The organism is Bradyrhizobium sp. USDA 4501, from assembly GCF_054062115.1.
Genome location: NZ_JBSSEX010000001.1, coordinates 2,066,030 through 2,083,984, shown reverse-complemented (window position 1 = coordinate 2,083,984; position 17,955 = coordinate 2,066,030). Strand labels below are relative to the sequence as shown.

The 17,955-nt window shown below is 56.4% G+C and carries 15 protein-coding genes; 9 read left to right on the top strand and 6 right to left on the bottom strand.

The window, feature by feature from the left end:
* Positions 1–374 precede the first annotated feature (374 nt).
* Entirely contained in the window at positions 375–1,448 is a 1,074-nt protein-coding gene (locus tag ACVWZM_RS09410; protein ID WP_456852843.1) for a hypothetical protein, read from the top strand.
* 467 nt (positions 1,449–1,915) lie between these two features.
* The gene (locus ACVWZM_RS09405) at positions 1,916–2,098 is read left to right on the top strand and encodes a hypothetical protein (RefSeq protein ID WP_456852841.1); all 183 of its coding nucleotides are present in this window, start codon (positions 1,916–1,918) and stop codon (positions 2,096–2,098) included.
* A gap of 95 nt (positions 2,099–2,193) precedes the next feature.
* Here ACVWZM_RS09405 and ACVWZM_RS09400 read toward each other — a convergent pair whose 3' ends face one another.
* From ACVWZM_RS09400 to ACVWZM_RS09385, 4 genes are all read right to left on the bottom strand, one after another.
* Positions 2,194–2,355, bottom strand: a complete 162-nt coding sequence (locus ACVWZM_RS09400; protein ID WP_456828227.1) for a DUF2934 domain-containing protein — start codon at positions 2,353–2,355, stop codon at positions 2,194–2,196.
* Between the two features lie 186 nt (positions 2,356–2,541).
* The gene (locus ACVWZM_RS09395) at positions 2,542–3,768 is read right to left on the bottom strand and encodes a Fic family protein (protein WP_456852839.1); all 1,227 of its coding nucleotides are present in this window, start codon (positions 3,766–3,768) and stop codon (positions 2,542–2,544) included.
* Between the two features lie 545 nt (positions 3,769–4,313).
* Positions 4,314–5,972 (bottom strand): nodulation protein NodU, encoded by a 1,659-nt coding sequence (nodU, locus tag ACVWZM_RS09390; protein ID WP_456852837.1) that lies wholly within the window; start codon positions 5,970–5,972, stop codon positions 4,314–4,316.
* Positions 5,973–6,281: 309 nt separating this feature from the next.
* Complete coding sequence (locus ACVWZM_RS09385) at positions 6,282–7,727, bottom strand: M20/M25/M40 family metallo-hydrolase (protein ID WP_456852835.1); 1,446 nt, start codon at positions 7,725–7,727, stop codon at positions 6,282–6,284.
* A gap of 509 nt (positions 7,728–8,236) precedes the next feature.
* Here ACVWZM_RS09385 and ACVWZM_RS09380 point away from each other — a divergent pair.
* The 3 genes from ACVWZM_RS09380 to ACVWZM_RS09370 are packed head-to-tail and all read left to right on the top strand — an operon-like array spanning position 8,237 to position 11,656.
* On the top strand, positions 8,237–9,025 hold the full coding sequence (locus tag ACVWZM_RS09380; RefSeq protein ID WP_456852833.1) for an aspartate/glutamate racemase family protein: 789 nt from the start codon (positions 8,237–8,239) through the stop codon (positions 9,023–9,025).
* A complete protein-coding gene (locus tag ACVWZM_RS09375; protein WP_456852831.1) occupies positions 9,022–10,365 on the top strand; it encodes a preATP grasp domain-containing protein in 1,344 nt (447 codons plus the stop codon). Before ACVWZM_RS09380 ends, ACVWZM_RS09375 begins: the two co-directional genes overlap by 4 nt.
* The gene (locus ACVWZM_RS09370) at positions 10,331–11,656 is read left to right on the top strand and encodes a serine hydroxymethyltransferase (RefSeq protein ID WP_456852829.1); all 1,326 of its coding nucleotides are present in this window, start codon (positions 10,331–10,333) and stop codon (positions 11,654–11,656) included. Before ACVWZM_RS09375 ends, ACVWZM_RS09370 begins: the two co-directional genes overlap by 35 nt.
* Before the next feature lie 105 nt (positions 11,657–11,761).
* On the opposite strand, the gene ACVWZM_RS09365 is transcribed toward ACVWZM_RS09370, so the two are convergent.
* Together ACVWZM_RS09365 and ACVWZM_RS09360 are read right to left on the bottom strand one after the other, a co-directional pair.
* The gene (locus ACVWZM_RS09365) at positions 11,762–12,730 is read right to left on the bottom strand and encodes a DMT family transporter (protein ID WP_456852827.1); all 969 of its coding nucleotides are present in this window, start codon (positions 12,728–12,730) and stop codon (positions 11,762–11,764) included.
* A gap of 527 nt (positions 12,731–13,257) precedes the next feature.
* A complete protein-coding gene (locus tag ACVWZM_RS09360) occupies positions 13,258–14,055 on the bottom strand; it encodes an IclR family transcriptional regulator (protein WP_456828234.1) in 798 nt (265 codons plus the stop codon).
* 208 nt (positions 14,056–14,263) lie between these two features.
* Between ACVWZM_RS09360 and ACVWZM_RS09355 the strand changes: the two genes are divergently transcribed.
* From ACVWZM_RS09355 to ACVWZM_RS09340, 4 genes are all read left to right on the top strand, one after another.
* Positions 14,264–15,424, top strand: a complete 1,161-nt coding sequence (locus ACVWZM_RS09355; RefSeq protein ID WP_456852825.1) for an aminotransferase class V-fold PLP-dependent enzyme — start codon at positions 14,264–14,266, stop codon at positions 15,422–15,424.
* A gap of 211 nt (positions 15,425–15,635) precedes the next feature.
* Positions 15,636–16,427 carry an amino acid ABC transporter permease gene (locus ACVWZM_RS09350; RefSeq protein ID WP_456852823.1) on the top strand — a complete coding sequence of 264 codons (792 nt, stop codon included), beginning with the start codon at positions 15,636–15,638 and terminating at the stop codon, positions 16,425–16,427.
* On the top strand, positions 16,424–17,119 hold the full coding sequence (locus ACVWZM_RS09345; RefSeq protein WP_456852821.1) for an amino acid ABC transporter permease: 696 nt from the start codon (positions 16,424–16,426) through the stop codon (positions 17,117–17,119). Before ACVWZM_RS09350 ends, ACVWZM_RS09345 begins: the two co-directional genes overlap by 4 nt.
* Positions 17,120–17,173: 54 nt before the next feature.
* The gene (locus ACVWZM_RS09340) at positions 17,174–17,941 is read left to right on the top strand and encodes an amino acid ABC transporter ATP-binding protein (RefSeq protein ID WP_305884409.1); all 768 of its coding nucleotides are present in this window, start codon (positions 17,174–17,176) and stop codon (positions 17,939–17,941) included.
* Positions 17,942–17,955 lie beyond the last annotated feature (14 nt).

The following is a 17,955-nucleotide window of genomic DNA, read 5'->3' as shown; positions in this document are numbered from 1 at the left end:
CGATGTGCAGATTGTGCGCAGAATTCTTCCCTTCCTTTACTTCTCTGCCGCGATACTTTGCTAAGTGTGGCTTCGTTCCGAGGCTCTGCGCGACTTCCAGCCGCGTAAAAGGATGTGGGACAGCACGGCTGCGAGCACACTAACAGCGGCTGTTCAACTATTGGCAGGGAGCTACACAGCCGCAGCGTTACCCGATAACCCTTCATGCGCGCCGAAGACGCGGGATTACCCGGCGTACGCACCGTGGCGTCGGTAGCCGAGCGGGAAGCTCCCGAAAAGTTGGCGGTCGGTCCCATTCCTTTCCTCACTTGTCAGCTTCTCGAAAGCCGCACCTGCCAAGATCAAACTGAACGTCCCATGCGCGAGGGGAACAGATGAACATCGATCCACCAAACACATTAGAACCCTTGACCCAGCAGCAGCGGACGCAGCAACAGCCGGGCGGCCTAAGCGCACAAACCAGCTCACCAGCACATCCGTCGCCGGATCAAGCGGACTTTGAGCAGCAGCTGAGCGAACTGCGGTCACACCGAACATCATATTCAACTGCCGCTTCGACGGATTCCCGGATTGGATCACCCTCGACCATGACGAGGGGCAATCGGAGAGCGGGCGCCATCCAGGAAAGCGAGCGGTGCCCGGCCGCATCCTTCGTCAGGGGGCGCGCCGAACTTGCCGCATCGCTAGCCGGAGCGAGCGTTAAGGCGCTGAAGAACGAGATCAAACTCGCTGCACAGCGAGCCGCACAGTGGCAACAAACCGCCGGATCTTCTGCCGGCAGTATCGACGGCGACCGCATTTTCGACGATGTGCTGGCATCATCGTATCTGTCGCTGCACCGCTTTCAGAACGAGGACATCGATTGTGAGCCCATTCTAGACAAGGAGGTGAGTGCCATCGCGCATGTGCGTTCCCTAGCCGGTTTGCGTGCTCAGGCTAGCCCGCATGTTTATAAGGCTGCTATCTGCTCGGACGACGAAAGGGAGGACGAAATTGATATGGCGCGTCTCGCGGCATGGCACACGAAAGGCGTTACAGAGAGTGCTTTTGTGTCATTGTGCCAGACCCCCTCGCGACTGCTCCTTTCAAAGGACCACAGCGAGAATGGCGCGAACGCGATTGCAAGGAACGCTAAGAAGCTGCACACTTATACGGTACCAAGCGTCACCGCCTGGCCGATCAAGAAGATCAACGATATTCTAGAGCGTGGGCATGCTCCCGGAGATGAGGAGCTGCGAGATTGGTTAGGGGGAATACCGCGCGAGGAGACCGAGGTCTTGTTTCTGGGCGGCAACCTAGCTGATTATCGGACAGCCAGCGTGGATAATTCGAACATTACTGGCACACCGCAAGATCGTGCGCCGATCAAGAAAGCGAGGATCACCTTCGATACGCCCGAGAAAATGACGGACTCTCGAGCTCATTGCCCCTCGGATTCCGGCAACTGATCCTCTCAGTCCTGACGAGCTATCGACTGGGGTCATCGGGCGGGACTGGCGCCCCTGTTTTCAGCTGTTTGCAAGTCAAGCGTGCCGAGAAGCATGCGCGTCCGGTCCGAAGGCCGGGGCCCTCGTCAGGTCGATAGCCAAGTCAGCGAAAGCGATCATGCTTCGCCGAGAAGGACCTGTTTTACGGAACCCGACCGTGATGCTGTCTTACCCACCAGGTGCGTCGTCGGCACCAAGCGTGAATTTGGATCTTACCCAATGTTACCCAACATTGATTTGAAAACCGCCTCAAGGCGCAAAAAATGACGGATTAGCATCCCTGCCCCGCGGCCCCGGAAGAGGAGGGCGCGTGGGTTCACGGGCCAAAGAGCCTAGAAGGGAATGATGACAAGAAAGCTCGCCGCTTCTCGCGGTTATTGGTTGCCCGAAACGTTCTCATCTGTTCCACGCTTTTTGCTGGAACGGCCGTGGTCTTCACCCAAGCCAAGGCGGACGACATCAATTGGCGCCAGTTTGAAGGCGCATCGATCGTCTGGGCCTACGACATTCATCCCTATGCCGACGCGGTCGCGGCCCAATTGCCGGAGTTCGAGAAGCTCACGGGCATCAAGGTAACGGCCGAGAAGATGCCCAAACAAGGTCGACGCTAAGCCTTGCCGGGCCGAAATCTCACTGAGCACTCCGCTCACATCGAGGCGAGGCGCGACATCCATCCGAAGCCCCGGCAAATGAGCAGCTGGCGTCCTCAGAGAGTGTCGGGAGTGCGTAGAGGCGAGCTCTTATCCTCGTTGAGCAACTGTTGTTCGGCCAGACGCCAGAATTCCTCGTCGCGTCCTTCCGGCTTGCCGGCCTTTTCCCAGAGCTGATAGGCGCGCACTGCGACTGTTTCGTCAATCCGTCTGTTCATAGGATTTCTCCGGAGCTTCAACGGACGGGAGCTTCATGCGTTCCTACGTCCTGGGCAGGCCCTCGAACGAACTGGCGCGTCAGCGAGGCTGCTGTTCTGCATGCCGAGCGGGTCGAGCCCGTTTTTCTTGCGGTAGTCGGTCCATGCGGGGTAACTGATTTCTATCGCTGTCATTGCCGCGCAATCCTACCCGGGAAACAGTCCCGGCATCCAACGGGACGCGAGCCTTGCCGGGAAGGCGAGGTGTAGCGGCGCTCGCGGACTTTCGGAGGTTAGAATTTCCGCTTCAAGCAGGGCCGATGTAACCCTGCGGGCGCTGCGCTCGCTTGTTTGCAGTAAAGCGGTGACATCGCCGCGCGGAAGTTCACCACGGAAGAGGATCGCTTCCAGAACGGCTCCTGATTTTTGGGGCAGGCGGTCGGCCCGTGTTTCTTCTTCGGCCCAGATCAGGATGCGGTTGCGGAGCTGATCGGGTTGCACGAGAGCTTGCATGAAGGCGACCTGATCGATGCAGGTCTGCAGAAAAAAGATTGAGAATTCCGCCAATGCTTCTTCACTCAGCGTGCCGCGCCCGTCGACATCGTTGCGGCGCTGCATGTCGCAGGCGGTAAGATGTTGCTTGTAGGCCGCCTCGTTACGGGCAAGGCCGCGCGCGATCGACCATATGCCGCCGGTGTCGAGCGTTTCCCGCTGCATAGCATAGGACATGAGCCGCGCAACGCGGCCATTCCCATCCAGAAACGGGTGAATCCAGAGCAGGCGGTGGTGGGCGCAGGCCGAGGCGATGATTGCGTCGGTCCTGCCGAGCTTTGCATAGGCTTCCTCGAAGCGGGTGAGGAAGCGCGGCAAGGCACCCGGGCTGACCGGCACATGGCGGCCTACCGCAACGTCGCGGTCGCGCAGCTTGCCGGGGACGACCTTGATCCGTTCCTTGGTGTCCGGATTCTCGACCCAAAGCAGTTCTGCCGGGAGCAGTTCGCAGAAGCGGCGATGGACTTCGATGATGCCGTCTTGCGTCGTCGCGCGACCGTTGAGGCCTCCCTCATCGATCCACTTCTGTACGGCGATATGGGCGATAGCTTCCTTTTGCAGGTCGCGTTTCTCGGGGTCGGCGCTGTAGTCGTGCTTGAGCGCGCGTTCTATGTCGACCGGGTGAGTGTCGTGCCCCTCGATCAGGTTGCTGTAGTAGCAATTCATCGAGCGTACGAGCCTGGCCAGGGAGATCAGAACTCCCTCGGGCAGGCTGTGCCTGAAAGCGGCCGACTTTGCCGCCAGTTCTACCGTCAGGTCGGCGAGCTGGGTCCGGCGTCCCGAGCTTTCCGAGACGAGCATCGGTTCCATCAGGCCGGTGCTTTCGCCGCGGTCTGGGACCGCTGATTTGGCCGGTTCCTTGTCCTGTTTGTTGTCGCTCATTTCTATAACGATAGCAATAATTTAGAGTGGATTCCAGCTCTCATTTGCCCCTGATTCTGGCCGGATAAATGGCCGCTAGGAGCACCGGAGGGCCCATATTCTCCGCAAAAGATACGGCGGAACGGCGCTAGTGCCTGGCTCTGTCATCCGATTCTCTGAAGAGAACCCTCTGGGTTCGTCCCGCGTCAGTGGGCCGGCGGAGCGGCCTTATGGCTTCCTGGCGCGGACTCGGACTTGCTGCAGATGACTCCCCATCGCCAGTGCCCGATGAATCGCGGCCGCGCGCTGCGGCATGGAAATGTTTCAGAGCCGGGCTTCGATCACGGCGCACATGTCAAGAGAGGTTTCGGCTTGACGCAGGAGTAAGATTCTCAACCACTGTGGGCCTTCTTGCGTCTTGCTCGACCAAAGTTCGCTAGAGCGTTCTTGTCGACAGCCCATTCGCGGCGGCAGGTTGGGTTACGGAGTTCGCAGCAGCGCGAGCCGTAGGGAATTGTTTCTAGCCGGGGTCTAAAAGCAGATCACATTGCTGATCACCACCATGCCTATGCAGCTTTTGTCCACAGCAGGCCATCGCACCATACATGGTCAACGCCTCCCCATTCACAAGCCCCTGCGGCATCCGGGAAGAACCCGCGTCCGTTGAGATTAGCACTCGTATTGCAAAGCAGTGGGATGCCGGTAAGCTCTTCGTAGGCCACGAGAAGCTCGGCGATCTTGTGTTCAGAGGTTCTGGAGACAGTCTGCAATCGTGCAGATCCATCAAGATGTACAACAGCTGGTACTCTATCGAGCCATTCCGCCCGGGTCTGATGATCGAACAGCATGTAAGGATCCGGGGTTCCGGGGCAGAAGATATCCGGCGCACGATCCTCAATGCATATCGGTGCCACCGGCCGAAAGCATTCACGACGTTTGATCTGATTGAGATGATCTTTCATCCTCGCTGATGTCGCAGCCGATAGGATGCTTCGTCCGCCTAACGCCCGCGGTCCAAGCTCAGCGCTGCCGGCCAGAAAGACGATCGGCGTGTTACTCGCAAGAATCTTAGCAAGCTCGTGCATATTGCATGGTACGGCTTTCCATCCTGACGGCACCTCGTTCTGCAGCAATCGCGGACCACTGTAGACCGACCATTCGATCGGCACGAAGCCGTTCCGCTCTGCTAATGCGGCACAAGCTGCACCTATAGCCGCGCCGCTATCGTTCGGAAATGGGGGCACCCAAACAGCATCGAACAGTCCGGCGGATCGTATTGCGCTGTTCCACTTTATGTTAAGACCACAGCCACCTGCTATGCATAGATTGTGTCGCCCTGGGAGGCGTGAATGACGCTGTACAGCAGTAGCCAATTGCTCGACGAGGAGATGCTCGAGAAAAGAGTGAAATGATGCAAGTATATCTTCATCTCGCTTGCGATCCAATCGCGAGGCACTGGCTTCAAAGAAGGCATGCATAGCCGGAAACCAATCCCCGCTCTCGATCTGCGTCCGGTAGCTGCGGGCACGCTGCGTGTCGCCGGCAAAGCATTCCTCATAGAGCTCCCGAAACACACTCACGATCGTATCATCGACACAACCCAGTGCGATGTAGGCCATCAGCTTGCCGGCGACACCTAAATCCCAGGGTTTACGATCCAGGTCTTTATAAGGTCCAAAGTGATCGCCGGCCACAGCATAGGCGTGGCCTACAATTGGAAACAGACATTCAAGGAACCGAGCGCCCCGACGTTCAACGTGATAGAGACGCGGAAGGACGGAGCCGTCCCACACAAGGCACAAAGCCGACTGTCCGGATTGCGCAAATGGACTTGTGCAGTACGCGGAAGCCACATGGCCCGAGACGTGTGAGTAACTTCTATAGGGAAATGCTTTGCCTTCGAGAATCAAGCCGGAGCCTTTGTACGGCGTGAGAAGCCCTTCCGCATGGGATTCCACGTACGGTCCCCATTTGAGAATGATAGATCTAGCACCAGCGAGCACTTCGGACTGACCGTCTCCTCCGCCGTCGATCACAAACTGATCAACGTCATGCGAATCCAGTCCGTACTCGGCCAAGACGGTAACGACGTCGTCAAGAGTTTCGATGGCCTGATACCGCAGATTGTTGTGCCGCTTCTCCTGCTCGACGCAAAAAACCAACCTTTCGTCCTCGATGAGAGCAATCGCTCCGTCATGCCTCAATTTGATGCCGCAGATCCGCATTGCGTCTCCATGTCTAACGTCGAACATCTAGTTCCACCGCGTTACGATAATGCAGAAAGCGGGCCAACTAGCGGAATCGCCTGACGTTTTAGATCCGGAATGTCATTCCACCAGCAGTTTGTCCGTTAGCGTACAGGGATGCGTGGTCGGTCTGGCGCAACTGCATGCGCGACATACGCAAACCAGATCATTGCTAACTGACGGTCAGCGTATTCCCGTGTCACTTTGAATGGCTTCAACTGGAACGGAAGGAAGCTCCAGAAGATGGCGTCGAAGCGTCAGCGGGTCGTTGTAGGCCGGCTTCATCGATCATTCGCATTTCGTCCGCCTAACGCGTCCGGCTTGGGATTCGATCCGATCGCTTGTGTATCTTGAAAGCTCCGCAAGAATGCGAATCCACGAGCGAATTCCCTTTCGAAACGTAGAGAGGTCGTACTTTTCGTTTGCACTATGATGGTGATTATCAGCTCGCGCGAAGCCGATGGGCAGAGACTCCAGCCCTAGCCGATTCCTGACAATGCTTACGATGGGGATCGACCCGCCACTTCCTATCAGAACCGGCTCGCAACCCCACTCCTGTTTCAGCGCGGCGCGCGCGCAGTCCAGATACGAGCTACTTGGCCTGATAACAGATGCGGGGCTGCCTGGAAGCCCGGTAAACTGCACTTTGCAGTCGCGCGGTGTTCGAGCGCAAATATGGTTGCGAAACTTCGATCGTATGCTTTCCGGATCTTGACCTTCTACCAACCTGAAAGAGACCTTGGCCATGGCACTGCACGGAATGATCGTCTTCAGGCCTACTCCGCAATACCCGCCTGCTATTCCATTGATTTCGCAGGAAGGGCGGGTCCAGATCTGCTCCATTACCGAGTAAGAAACGTCTCCAGCCGATTGGGAGAGGCCAGCAGCTGCCAGGAATTGCTCGGCGTCGAAATTCAGCTTCAGCAGTTCGTCTCTGATAGTACTGTCCAACTCCACCACGTTGTCGTAGAAGCCTTCAATCGCCACTTCCCCGTCCTGACCTCTCAGGCTGGCGATGAGTTCAGCGAGCACCTGGATCGGATTGCGTGCAGCATTCCCATAAGCACCCGAATGCAAGTCCTGGTTGGCGCACGTTACGCGAATCTCTTCCTCCAACAGGCCGCGAAACATAACGGTGATCGCGGGTACCGAGTCGTTCCACAAGGCGGTGTCGCAAAGTAGCATGACATCGGCAAGCAATTCATGTTCGAATTCGTCCAAGAATGCCGGCATGCTTGGACTGCCACTTTCCTCCTCTCCCTCGAAGAACATCGATACGCCGACGGGCAGACTTCCTGTCGTCGCCTTCCAGGCACGGCACGCCTCAATGAAGGTCAGCAGCTGGCCTTTATCGTCAGATGCGCCTCGGGCAACAATGTGGGTTTCTCCGTTGGGCTGCACCCTAAGCGTCGGCTCGAACGGCTGAGAGTCCCATTCATCCAGAGGCTCTGCAGGTTGAACATCGTAGTGACCATAGAACAGGATGTGTGGACCGGCGGCCTGCTTGCTGTGTCCGACTACGACGGGGTTTCCAGTTGTAGCTCTGATGGATGCATCAAAGCCAATGCCAGATAGCTCGTTAGCTAACCAGGAAGCTGCCTCATGGCATTGCCGTGCATAATGCGCGTCGCACGAGATGGAGGGGATTCGCAGCAATTGGAAGAGCCGATTGAGGCTGGCATCCAGGTTGATGTCCGCCTGCCGCAGGGCCTCTTCAACCGTCTGCTTGGGCATGTGATGGCGATCCTCGCCGGATATTTTCGAACACATGCCTCTTTGTCCTTTCCTCTACGGAAGCCGTTGCTCGGATGGTCTGCCTGCCTCCGAGAGCAGTTTGTCCAGCAAAGAATAAATTGCGCTCAATTCGCACGTCGATGGCGATCTCTACATTTTCGGTGGCCGTTAGAGCAACCTGTCCGAATGGACTCGATGTCGCTGGTCGTGTTTGTAGGGCTGCACACATAACGTCGGCCAGCGTGTCTGTTTCGTGACGCAGGCAATGCGTCGAGAGATATCGATATCGCAATCTCGATTGAGCCCCGGAAGACGTTTTCGTTGAGTTGGCATGCGCTTTGCTGTTCGCACGGCTCATCACCTAACGTCACAACCGGCGTCGAAGGTTGTCGCAACTTGAGGGAGCGAACGTTTCGGCTACCGCGCGAGCATCTTCTCTCGAAAGGGCGGTCGCGGAGCGAAGAGTGCCGTTGCGGTCAAAGTAGCGCGGAAGGCAGGGTCATCACACTATGAACTTCGTCTCGAGGCTCGATATGCCGTTTGCTGGACCGTTCGGGCAACAAAGGCCGCTTGGAGTAGTGGGCGGAATGGGAAGCTTCGCAACTGCAAAATTTTTGGAATCGCTCGCTCAAAGACGCCGAGCGGAGAAAGATCAGGATCACATCCCGTATGTCGCCCTATCGCTTCCCGATATCTCCGATCGATCGCAAGCAATCTCAGAGGGGAGCGACGCGCCGCTGCAGCAAATATTGCAGCGGACTCGCTGGTTAGAGCAAGCGGGATGTGGAGCGATAGCCATCCCCTGCAATACCGCGCACTTCTGGGTTGGCGAGATCAAGCAGGCGCTGTCGATCGTTTTGATTGACGTAACCGAAATCACGGCCAAGGTGATCTGTGGCATGAGGGATGCTGCAGCTCGGGATCTTCGGTTGATCCTGCTGGGGACGAACGCAACTATGCAGCGCTCTCTATATCCGCAAACGGATGAGAAATGTTTCGGCGAACAATTCGCACGCTGCCGTGCAGATATTCAACGGGAAGCAATTCAGATCATCGCGGATGTCAAGTCTGGAAATACCGTAGAAGCACGACCAAAGCTGAAGCAGCTTGTTCATCAGATCAGATCCTTCGCGCCTGACGCAATTATTCTTGGTTGCAGTGAATTGTCTGCCATTTCCGGCGGGCTGGTAGACGACGATGACATCGTTGATCCAATCAGCATTCTTGCCGACGCCTGCATTGCCTGGTGGGAGAGCGAAAGCGAGCTCGTAACCCCGGCGCGTAACGGAGGAGAATGATGAGCCGGGTAATACTTGCGAACACCGGCTCCGCCGCAATGGCGCCCTCGGCCCACACGCTCTCGGATGAACTCCTGCGAACAAATGCAGCCGCCGCCAAGAGGCTACTCTGGCTTGCCAACGGCAACGACATACTTATTACCCCAACTCCGGTCACGAAGGAGTTCTTGAACTACGTCAATTCCCTAACAGGTGGAAGTAACGTCACGTTACTGTCGACCTCATCGACGCCAACGAAACGTCCCTTGCCAATCTCGGAAAAGGACATCGCGCCCGGCAGCGCCTTTTCTAGCACGCTACGTCTGATGGCTTCGGGTGCTCAATTGTCATGTCTGGAGCCGTATATCGCCGACGAGGTATCAATTTCCATCGCGAGTGTTTTGGGGCATCTTCCCGTAAGGTTTTCAGACGAGAACGTCAGAGTAAGCCCTGTCGCAACGCGACTTCTTAATGACAAGGAGAAGTTCCGCCAGTTCGCCCCCGATCTTGGCGTGCCTATCGCTAATGGCCGCAATTGTGCGAGCACACAACAATTAGTCGACGCCGTATGTAAAGTCCTGGCGGATTGCGAGAGTGCCATACTGAAGATGGTGCGTCATGCAGGTGGGGACGGTAATATCGTCGTTTCGAAACGCGCGGCGCGCTCGTCCCAAGGCGCGACGCGGTCGGTGGCAGCAGCAAAAATCGACGCCGCTTCTTTGCGCGAGACCGTTCATGAACTTGGGCTGTCTCCGACGGTCGAAGAGCCCGTGATTGTTGAGGTGTATAGCGAAAATGAGTCGTCGATGGGCGTCCATTTTGACGTCAGAAGAGATAGTGTCGACCTTGTGGGCGTAGCGTCGATCCTCTTCAATCCGGGATACGGCGGGGCATATTGGAGTAGCGCTCTGCTCGATCAATTGCCGGGCGATGTTCTGTCCTGGTGCAAAAGTCTTGGCAACTATGCTCAAGAGATCGGGTATTTCGGGCCGCTTAGTGTCGACATCGTTAGAGCCAAGGGGATTGGGTTCTTTGCATGTGAAGTGAATGGACGCCACGGCGGATTCTCTTCCATCAGGGCCGTATCAAAAGCGCTTGGACTGGAGTTCGATATCAAAAGTGGATCACGTGTTGCTCTCTCCCGAAACTGCATCTCGATCGCGCGTCGATTTCCCGATCTCATCGATCTGCTGCAGCGAAAGCAACTTCACTATAGGCCTGCTGATAGACGGGGCGTCGTTGTGATGGTGGAGGGCCATCAAGATGCAGGCCCCTATGACTTTGTCATTTTCGGAAAAGATCTCGAAGAGCTTCAGGCTATTGAGCGTGAGTTGGCTCAACTGTCGCATACAACAAACTGACCACGATGGCGGCATCGCTGAGAATAGGGCGGTAATGGGTAATCGATGCGAAACATTCGACAAAGAAATAGGGGATTTACTGCGCTTGGAGGAGCAGCGCCAATTAAGCCAGCTGAGCTTAGTGGCTTCTGAAAACTATTCCTCTCCCAGAGTCAGGGAGTTTGAAGGCAGCATATTTGCCGACAAGAATGCGGAGGGTTACCCAGGAAGCCGTTGTGTATCAGGCTGCGAGCATGCCGACAAATTGGAACGTTTGGCAATAGAGAGAGCAAAATCCGTATTCGGATGCGAACATGCGAATGTGCAAGCGATGAGTGCCACCATCGCAAATTTCGCAGTAATGAACGGGCTTTTTCAGCCTCAAGACAGGCTGATGGCAATGCGTCTTCAAGATGGTGGTCATTTGAGCCACGGTGCCTCATTTCATGCGAGCGGCCAAAACTTTCGGTGGTGCTTCTACGGAGTGTCAAAGAGCGACGAGCAACTGAATTATGATGAGGTGCGTTCGATAGCCCTCGAGAACAGACCCTTAGCAATCATCTGTGGCGGGTCGTCATATCCACGCTTGATTGAGTATGAGAAGATGCATGAGATCGCACGTGAGATTGACGCGCTTCTCTGGGTGGATCTGGCTCATACCGCAGGCCTGGTTGCTGGCCGTGCCGTTCCGTCTCCGTTCCCTCACGCCGACATTGTAACAACTTCCACACACAAGACACTCCGGGGTCCCAGGGGCGGCGGGCTTATCTTATGCAAAAGCAGTTTGGGGAAGGCGATTGATCGGGCCATATTTCCCGGATTGCAAGGGGCGCCGAAAATGGACTTGATTGCAGCAAGAGCAGCATTGTTCGCTGAAGTGCAAACGCCTTGCTTTCAGAGATATGCCAGGGAGGTACTGAAAAACGCGAAGGCGCTGGAAAATGGCTTACTTGAGGCGGGCGCTACGCTCGTTTCCGGAGGCACTTCGTCGCACTTGCTGCTTCTTAATTTGATGAGCTCGGATATGAGCGGTCGTCAACTTGAAGTCGCCTTGTCAGGGGCGCAGGTCATCGCCAACAGGAATCCGATTCCGTTCGACAGGCGTCCGCCATCAGAAGCCGGTGGACTGAGAATCGGTAGCGCCGCTCTCACGACGAGAGGGTTTGGCGAAGCGCAATTCGTTCAGCTTGGAAAGTTGATCGGAGATGTGGTCACATCGACCGACAAGCATCGCGGCATTGCAAGCTTGAGCGCGTTTGTCAGGGACAACACAGAGGGGCTGCCGTTATTCAATGAGAAGTGGCTGACGTAGAAGGATTCAGTTCAGGTCGATCTTTCGTAAGCGTCGACGCTTACGGTTTTTCTATCCTGTCCGCGCGATCCGCGAGAATGAAGTTGAACGTGAACAGGCTCATAATCACTCGCGCATCACTCGCCCTGCCAGACAGGCCGAAGATCCGACGAGGATAAGTCCGGTGCCAAGCCACATCATGGGCGTGGGAGTGGTACCAAAGCACACCAGATCAACCAGTAAACTTGCTGGCAGACGGACAAAGTCGAGAGGAGCGGCGCGTGCGAGGCGGACGAGAGCGTAGCCTCGTCCCAGCGCGATCTGTGACAGCGCGGCCAGCACCGCAATAAGCAACAACAACGGCCAATCAGCGGGTGCCGGCCATACCCACACAGGGATTGCAAAAGGCAGGCCGATCGCAGAGCTCCAAAGCATAAAGCACAGCGCCGTCCGTTCCGGAGCATCGATGCTTGCTATGCGCCGTATCATCATAACAGCGAGACTGTCGAGCGCTGCGCCAATCAAGCCAATGACAATCCAGCCGTCTGCGCTGCTGAGGGTGGGTTGAACTACGACAAGCATGCCGAAGAACCCGATAATCAGTCCGAAGGCCGGCGCAATGTTCTGTCGTTCCTTCAGTACTAGCGCCGACAATAGTAAGGACCAGATGGGGGAGGTGTACAATATTGACGCAGCTACCGTTAGGGGGAGCTTCGACGCACAGGCGACGAATGCCAGAAATCCCGTATAACCGAAGACGGATCTGAAGAACTGCTCCTTCGAGAACAGGAGGCGAAAGTCGCAGCGGTCATGTTTAGGAATAATAAAGAAGAGTATTGGGATCGCCAGCATGCTGCGCAGAACAGTCACCTGCAAGGGAGAAACTGTCTGCGTTACAACCTTGATAGCCGATGACATAGTAACGAAGATCAGGCCGGCGAAAACAATATGAGCCATGCCGCTTAGTTCGGCATCGCGCTTTATCCACACTCTCCTTGGGGACCTGGAAGGTAAAGGCATGATGGTCTTACGCCTCAAATCGTAGGCATAGACAGCAATGCATTGGCCGCGATCGCTCATAGAGAGGATGGTCATCGGGTGAGATTGTCTGAAGACATGTCATGCGGTCACCGGCGGTCAATCTATATACGTCAAACGGGGAGCCTCGCGCTTTGAGCCGGTCACGCAAAAAGCGGATGCGGGACGATATCGGTATGCCGTCCGGCATCGAGGCGCGAGCCGTGCATGGCAGCAAGCAGCAACATGCGAGCGGTACATGCCAAGGATTGGGCGTGAGCCGGATCGGCAAAGGTACGCCTGCCGTTTTCAGGGATGGCGGAGCCGAAAACGATCATGCGTGAAAGGTGGGTGTACTGGAACTATCAGCCCCATTCGAACTCTGATCTGGCTTCTACCTTGCCAGGTGCCCTCCATCTCAATCAACCACTAGACATGCTAGTTGACGATGGCGCTGCGGCGCAGTTCGAGCTCTGATGGCTCGGATCTTGCGGAGACTAGAAGTGCTTGCCGCAATGACTTATACCGAAGCAGACGGTGATCGTTTCCGAAGATATCCGTGCTTTCTCCCGACCAGAAGCGGCGAAGTCGAGGGATCCTTTTCCTCAACTATCCTCAAGCGTTTCATCCTCGCTGTCGGTTTGAAGGATGGTTTGCGATAGGAGCACGGCGGCTCTTTGGAGTGGAGGAATGAACCGGTCAAGCTCTGCGAAGCTCACTCGCGCCGCGGGCACCGAGACGCCGAGACAGGCTATCAGCTCCCGGTCCGGAGAAACGATAGGGACCGCGCAGCCGACCACGCCTTTCACGTATTCCTCATTGGTCTTGGCCCACCCATGATGGCGCGTCTCCTCGAGAACCTTCAGAAGCGTCTCGCAATCGACGATGGTATTGTCAGTGTACTGGGTCAGAGCGAGTGAGCGGCATAACTTTTCACGCGGCCTCTTGGGCAGTCGGCTCATGTAGATCTTTCCGGTCGAGGTGCAGTGAAGGGGAGCCGCCTCGCCGGGATTGAATTGAAGCCCCTGTGGCTGGGACACGCGTACGCTGTCAACGTAAGTGACGAGATTGTCGCGCACGACGCCGATCTCGCACTGTTCGCCGATCTCGCCAGCAACCGCGCGCAGCACCGCATGGCGCCGAGCCGTGCGAAAAGCCGCGCCGATGACTCTGGCGGACAGCATCACCAACTGATTGCCTACCACGTAGCGCTTCGATCCAAGCGCTTTCTGAAGAAGGCCGCGTTCTTCCAGATTTCCGACGAGTCGATGCGCCGTCGGAACGGGTAACGAAAGGGCGCTCGCGATCTCAACGACCGAGACGGCCTTTGTCTGATGAGCGACATGGCCAACTATCGCGAACGCTCGGTCGAGGGGCCCGGCAGTCTTTTTTTGGTCAGCCATCGCAATCTCCCTAGCCGAAGTAAATTATCATTTTTCGGAACTATTGCTACTGAAATATGAAAAATGACCTGGATCGAGCTCCGGTTTGCTCATATCGTTGGCGTCGTCGGTCGTTGATCGGTTTTTGTGCACTGCACAGGCTCGGTATGGCCCATCAAGCCAAGGAAATTTGGCAGTACGGGCGACACGTTTTGAAAGGGGAGTGGGAATGTCTCGTCACTACGACGTGGAAGCTGTGCGCAAGGAGTTCCCTGCAGCCGAAAGGATGGTCTACCTCGACTCCGGTTTTCAGGCGCCGCTCGCCCGTCCCGTAATGGCCGCCATCGAAATCTTTCTTCGTGAAGGCTTGGAGAGCGCCGGGCCGAAAAGCGTGTGGCTCGATCGGGTTGAGCAAACGCGTGCCAAAGTAGCCCGTTTCCTTAGGGTATCGGCCGACGAAATTGCCTTCACCAAGAACACATCGGAAAGCATGAACATCGCGGCAAACGCGTTGCCTCTGCGAGCTGGCGATAGCGTTTTGATGATCCATGGCGATCATCCAAACAACACCTATGCTTTCCTCAATTTGAAGAAGAAGGGGGTCCGGATCGACTTCCTTCCCATGACGGATGTCGTAAACGCCGAGGCTTTTCTTCCCTACATCGACGACACGACTCGCGCGATTTCGTTGTCGCACGTGACCTTCCACGCAGGCCATCGCTTCGATATCGAGAGTATCGGCGCTCTTTGCGCGGATAAGAAGCTCTACTTCGTCGTCGACGTCATGCAGGCAATCGGGGTCGTTCCGATCGATGTGAAGGCCATCCAGGCAACCTTCGTGGGCTGCGGAAGTCACAAGGGATTGCTCGTCCCTCAAGGTCTCGGATTGCTCTATTGGGACCAGACTCTGAAGGAGCTGGAGCCCGCCTATCTTGCCGCTGCCAGTTTGGCGGAAATTCCTGACGATCTTATCGCTCGTCCCGATCGCTTGGCGTCGTCTCCTACCGCGCGACGCTTCGAGTTAGGCAACTTCAACCTTCCTGCAATTCATGCGCTCGGGGCCTCGCTCGACATGATCGAGCAGATCGGGGTGAAGAACATTCAGAACCATTGCTTCGATTTAGGTGATCATCTGCTTGCCCAGCTGGACGATCTCGGCGTCAGTCTCATCGGTCCACGTCAGCGGCAACATCGATCGCCTCACATCTACGTCGTCGCTCTTCCTGCGACAGAATGGCTCAGCTACTTCGAAGAGAATGGCGTGCGTGTTTCCCCAGAGCGTGACGGCATCCGTATATCGTTCGGCATGTTCAACACGATCGACGATGTGGATCGCTTAGTGCATCTTATCCGCGGACGGCTGTCAAAAAAGTCATTCAAGGCTGCATAGGATTAGGCATGGAGCAGTTCGAGAAAAAGCGCTCGAAGCGGACGGCCTGATCGAGCCAAAGCGCGAAGATCATGGCCTTCCGCTTGTCGATACGCTGAAGGAGAGGATCGTGCATTCAGCTGACGCGGTCGACTAGTACCGGCACAACGCGTACGATGAGCGACCATGCCGAGCGTGGTCGTCGTGCACACCCGCAATCGTGAGGTTCGCGATGTTCACAGTTCTTCTTGAAAAGACCGTGGATGGCCAGCGTTACATCGACTGGCTTGTTTCGGGTCTCGGTTGGACGTTGGCGCTTGCCTTCTTCGGCTGGTGGATTGCATTCGCAATCGGAGTCGTTGTCGGCATAGGTCGAACTGTGCAGAATCCCTTCTTCCGGGCCCTAGCTCGATTGTACGTTGAGATCTTCCGAAACATCCCCGTTCTCGTGCAGATGTTTCTCTGGTACTTCGTCCTGCCCGAGCTTCTTCCAACGACCATAGGCGACTGGATAAAGCAGATACCTCCGCCTTGGGGAACTTTCTTTCCGGCGCTGTGGTGCCTGGGCCTCTACACCGCCGCGCGCATCGCAGAACAGGTTCGCGCAGGCATCGAAGCCTTGCCCAGGGGGCAGGACGAAGCCGCTGCCGCACTCGGCCTGAGCGGTTATCTAACGTATCGCCATATCATCTTGCCGCAGGCACTTCGCCTGATCGTGCCAAGCCTGACAAGCGAGGTGATGGGCATCTACAAGAACACATCCGTCGCTCTAACCATCGGTTTGATGGAACTGACCGCCCAGGCGCGCCAAATCAGCGATGCGACGTTCCAAACCTTCGCGGCATTCGGTGCCGCCACGCTCATCTATCTCGCTTTGGCTTTGATCGCCTACCAGACGATGATGCTTATCGACAAAGCCGTGCGCATACCCGGTACCGCACCCGGTAGGGAGGCCGGCGGGTCAGATTTCGACGATGTGAAGCTGGAAAGCTCCCTCCCTAACGGTATGGAGGTCGTGAAATGAACAGTCTCGATTTCTCGATTGTCGTACAGGCATGGCCCTATCTGTGGTCAGGATTGCTGTTCTCGCTTTCCTTGACGGCAGCCGCCTTCTTGGTTGGGATGCTTCTTGGAACGCTCTTCGCCCTCGTGCAGCACTTTGAGCTCCGCATTCTGAGCCAGCTCGTCCGTAGCTATGTCGCGCTGATGCGATCGATTCCGCTCATTCTGGTCCTGTTTTGGTTCTTCTTCTTGGTGCCCCTCGTTCTGGGGCACCTGTCAGGCAACGGTCGCCCGGTTCCAGTCGGTGCCACCTATACAGCGTTCATCACCTTCGGCCTGTTTGAAGCCGCCTACTATTCGGAAATCATCCGTGTCGGATTGCGCGCCGTGAACAAAGGACAATTCGAGGCGTGCCAGGCTCTCGCCCTGTCGACGTTCGATACGTATCGCCATGTCGTCCTTCCGCAGGTGTTTCGGGTCGCAAGCCCCATCATACTGAGCCAGACCATTATACTGTTTCAGGATACGTCCCTTGTTTACGTTCTATCGCTCACTGATCTCCTTGGTGCGGCTTCCAAGCTTGCACAGCTCAATGGTCGTCTCGTCGAGATGTACCTCGCAGTGGCCGTTGTTTATCTCATCATAGGCAGCGCCGCGTCCCAATTCGTTGCCTCGCTCCGCAGGAAGTACGCGATCGCGGGCGCCCGCCGATAGTCAATCACAATCTGATGGCCCGTCATTCCCTGGGGCTACAACCTGGAGATCAGCATGCAGCAAGAGCGCACAGTTAGCCCAGCTGACCCGTTCCCGATGGTTGTCGTCGAGCACCTCGTCAAGCGGTTCGGTAGCTTCAATGCCTTGAGCGACGTCAACCTCAAAGTCGCAAAAGGAGAAAAGATCGTACTCTGCGGACCATCGGGTTCCGGAAAGTCGACTCTCATTCGCTGCATCAATCATATCGAAAAGCACGATTCCGGACGTATAGTCGTCGATGGGATCGAACTGACAGACCGGATTGGCGACATCAACAACGTTCGCTCTGAAGTCGGCATGGTCTTTCAGAGCTTTAACCTGTTTCCGCATCTGTCGGTGCTCGAAAACTGCATGCTAGCTCCGATGAAGGTCAGGGGCCTTGCTGAGTCCGAGGCGCATCAGCGGTCGATGGCGCTGTTGAGGAAAGTCCGGATCCATGATCAGGCCAACAAATATCCCGCGCAATTGTCGGGCGGCCAGCAGCAACGTGTCGCGATAGCCCGTGCCCTGTGCATGCAGCCCAAGATCATGCTCTTCGACGAGCCGACCTCTGCCCTCGATCCGGAAATGGTCAAGGAGGTGCTCGAAACCATAGTTGAGCTCGCGCAGGATGGGATGACGATGGTCTGCGTCACGCACGAAATGGGTTTTGCGCGCGAAGTTGCGGATCGAGTGGTCTTCATGGATCGCGGCTCAATCGTGGAAGAGGGCGATCCGAGCACCTTCTTTCGCGCGCCCAAGACGGAACGCGCGAAGGCCTTCCTCAATCAGATCATTCACTGAAACCGCGGCCCGCG

What these genes read in the sequence shown, in the direction of transcription:
- ACVWZM_RS09410 (WP_456852843.1), top strand. Translation starts at nt 375, where the DNA reads ATGAACATCGATCCACCAAACACATTAGAACCCTTGACCCAGCAGCAG.
- ACVWZM_RS09400 (WP_456828227.1), bottom strand. Translation starts at nt 2,355, where the DNA reads ATGAACAGACGGATTGACGAAACAGTCGCAGTGCGCGCCTATCAGCTC.
- ACVWZM_RS09395 (WP_456852839.1), bottom strand. Translation starts at nt 3,768, where the DNA reads ATGAGCGACAACAAACAGGACAAGGAACCGGCCAAATCAGCGGTCCCA.
- nodU (WP_456852837.1), bottom strand. Translation starts at nt 5,972, where the DNA reads ATGCGGATCTGCGGCATCAAATTGAGGCATGACGGAGCGATTGCTCTC.
- ACVWZM_RS09385 (WP_456852835.1), bottom strand. Translation starts at nt 7,727, where the DNA reads ATGCCCAAGCAGACGGTTGAAGAGGCCCTGCGGCAGGCGGACATCAAC.
- ACVWZM_RS09380 (WP_456852833.1), top strand. Translation starts at nt 8,237, where the DNA reads ATGAACTTCGTCTCGAGGCTCGATATGCCGTTTGCTGGACCGTTCGGG.
- ACVWZM_RS09375 (WP_456852831.1), top strand. Translation starts at nt 9,022, where the DNA reads ATGATGAGCCGGGTAATACTTGCGAACACCGGCTCCGCCGCAATGGCG.
- ACVWZM_RS09365 (WP_456852827.1), bottom strand. Translation starts at nt 12,730, where the DNA reads ATGACCATCCTCTCTATGAGCGATCGCGGCCAATGCATTGCTGTCTAT.
- ACVWZM_RS09360 (WP_456828234.1), bottom strand. Translation starts at nt 14,055, where the DNA reads ATGGCTGACCAAAAAAAGACTGCCGGGCCCCTCGACCGAGCGTTCGCG.
- ACVWZM_RS09355 (WP_456852825.1), top strand. Translation starts at nt 14,264, where the DNA reads ATGTCTCGTCACTACGACGTGGAAGCTGTGCGCAAGGAGTTCCCTGCA.
- ACVWZM_RS09350 (WP_456852823.1), top strand. Translation starts at nt 15,636, where the DNA reads ATGTTCACAGTTCTTCTTGAAAAGACCGTGGATGGCCAGCGTTACATC.
- ACVWZM_RS09345 (WP_456852821.1), top strand. Translation starts at nt 16,424, where the DNA reads ATGAACAGTCTCGATTTCTCGATTGTCGTACAGGCATGGCCCTATCTG.
- ACVWZM_RS09340 (WP_305884409.1), top strand. Translation starts at nt 17,174, where the DNA reads ATGCAGCAAGAGCGCACAGTTAGCCCAGCTGACCCGTTCCCGATGGTT.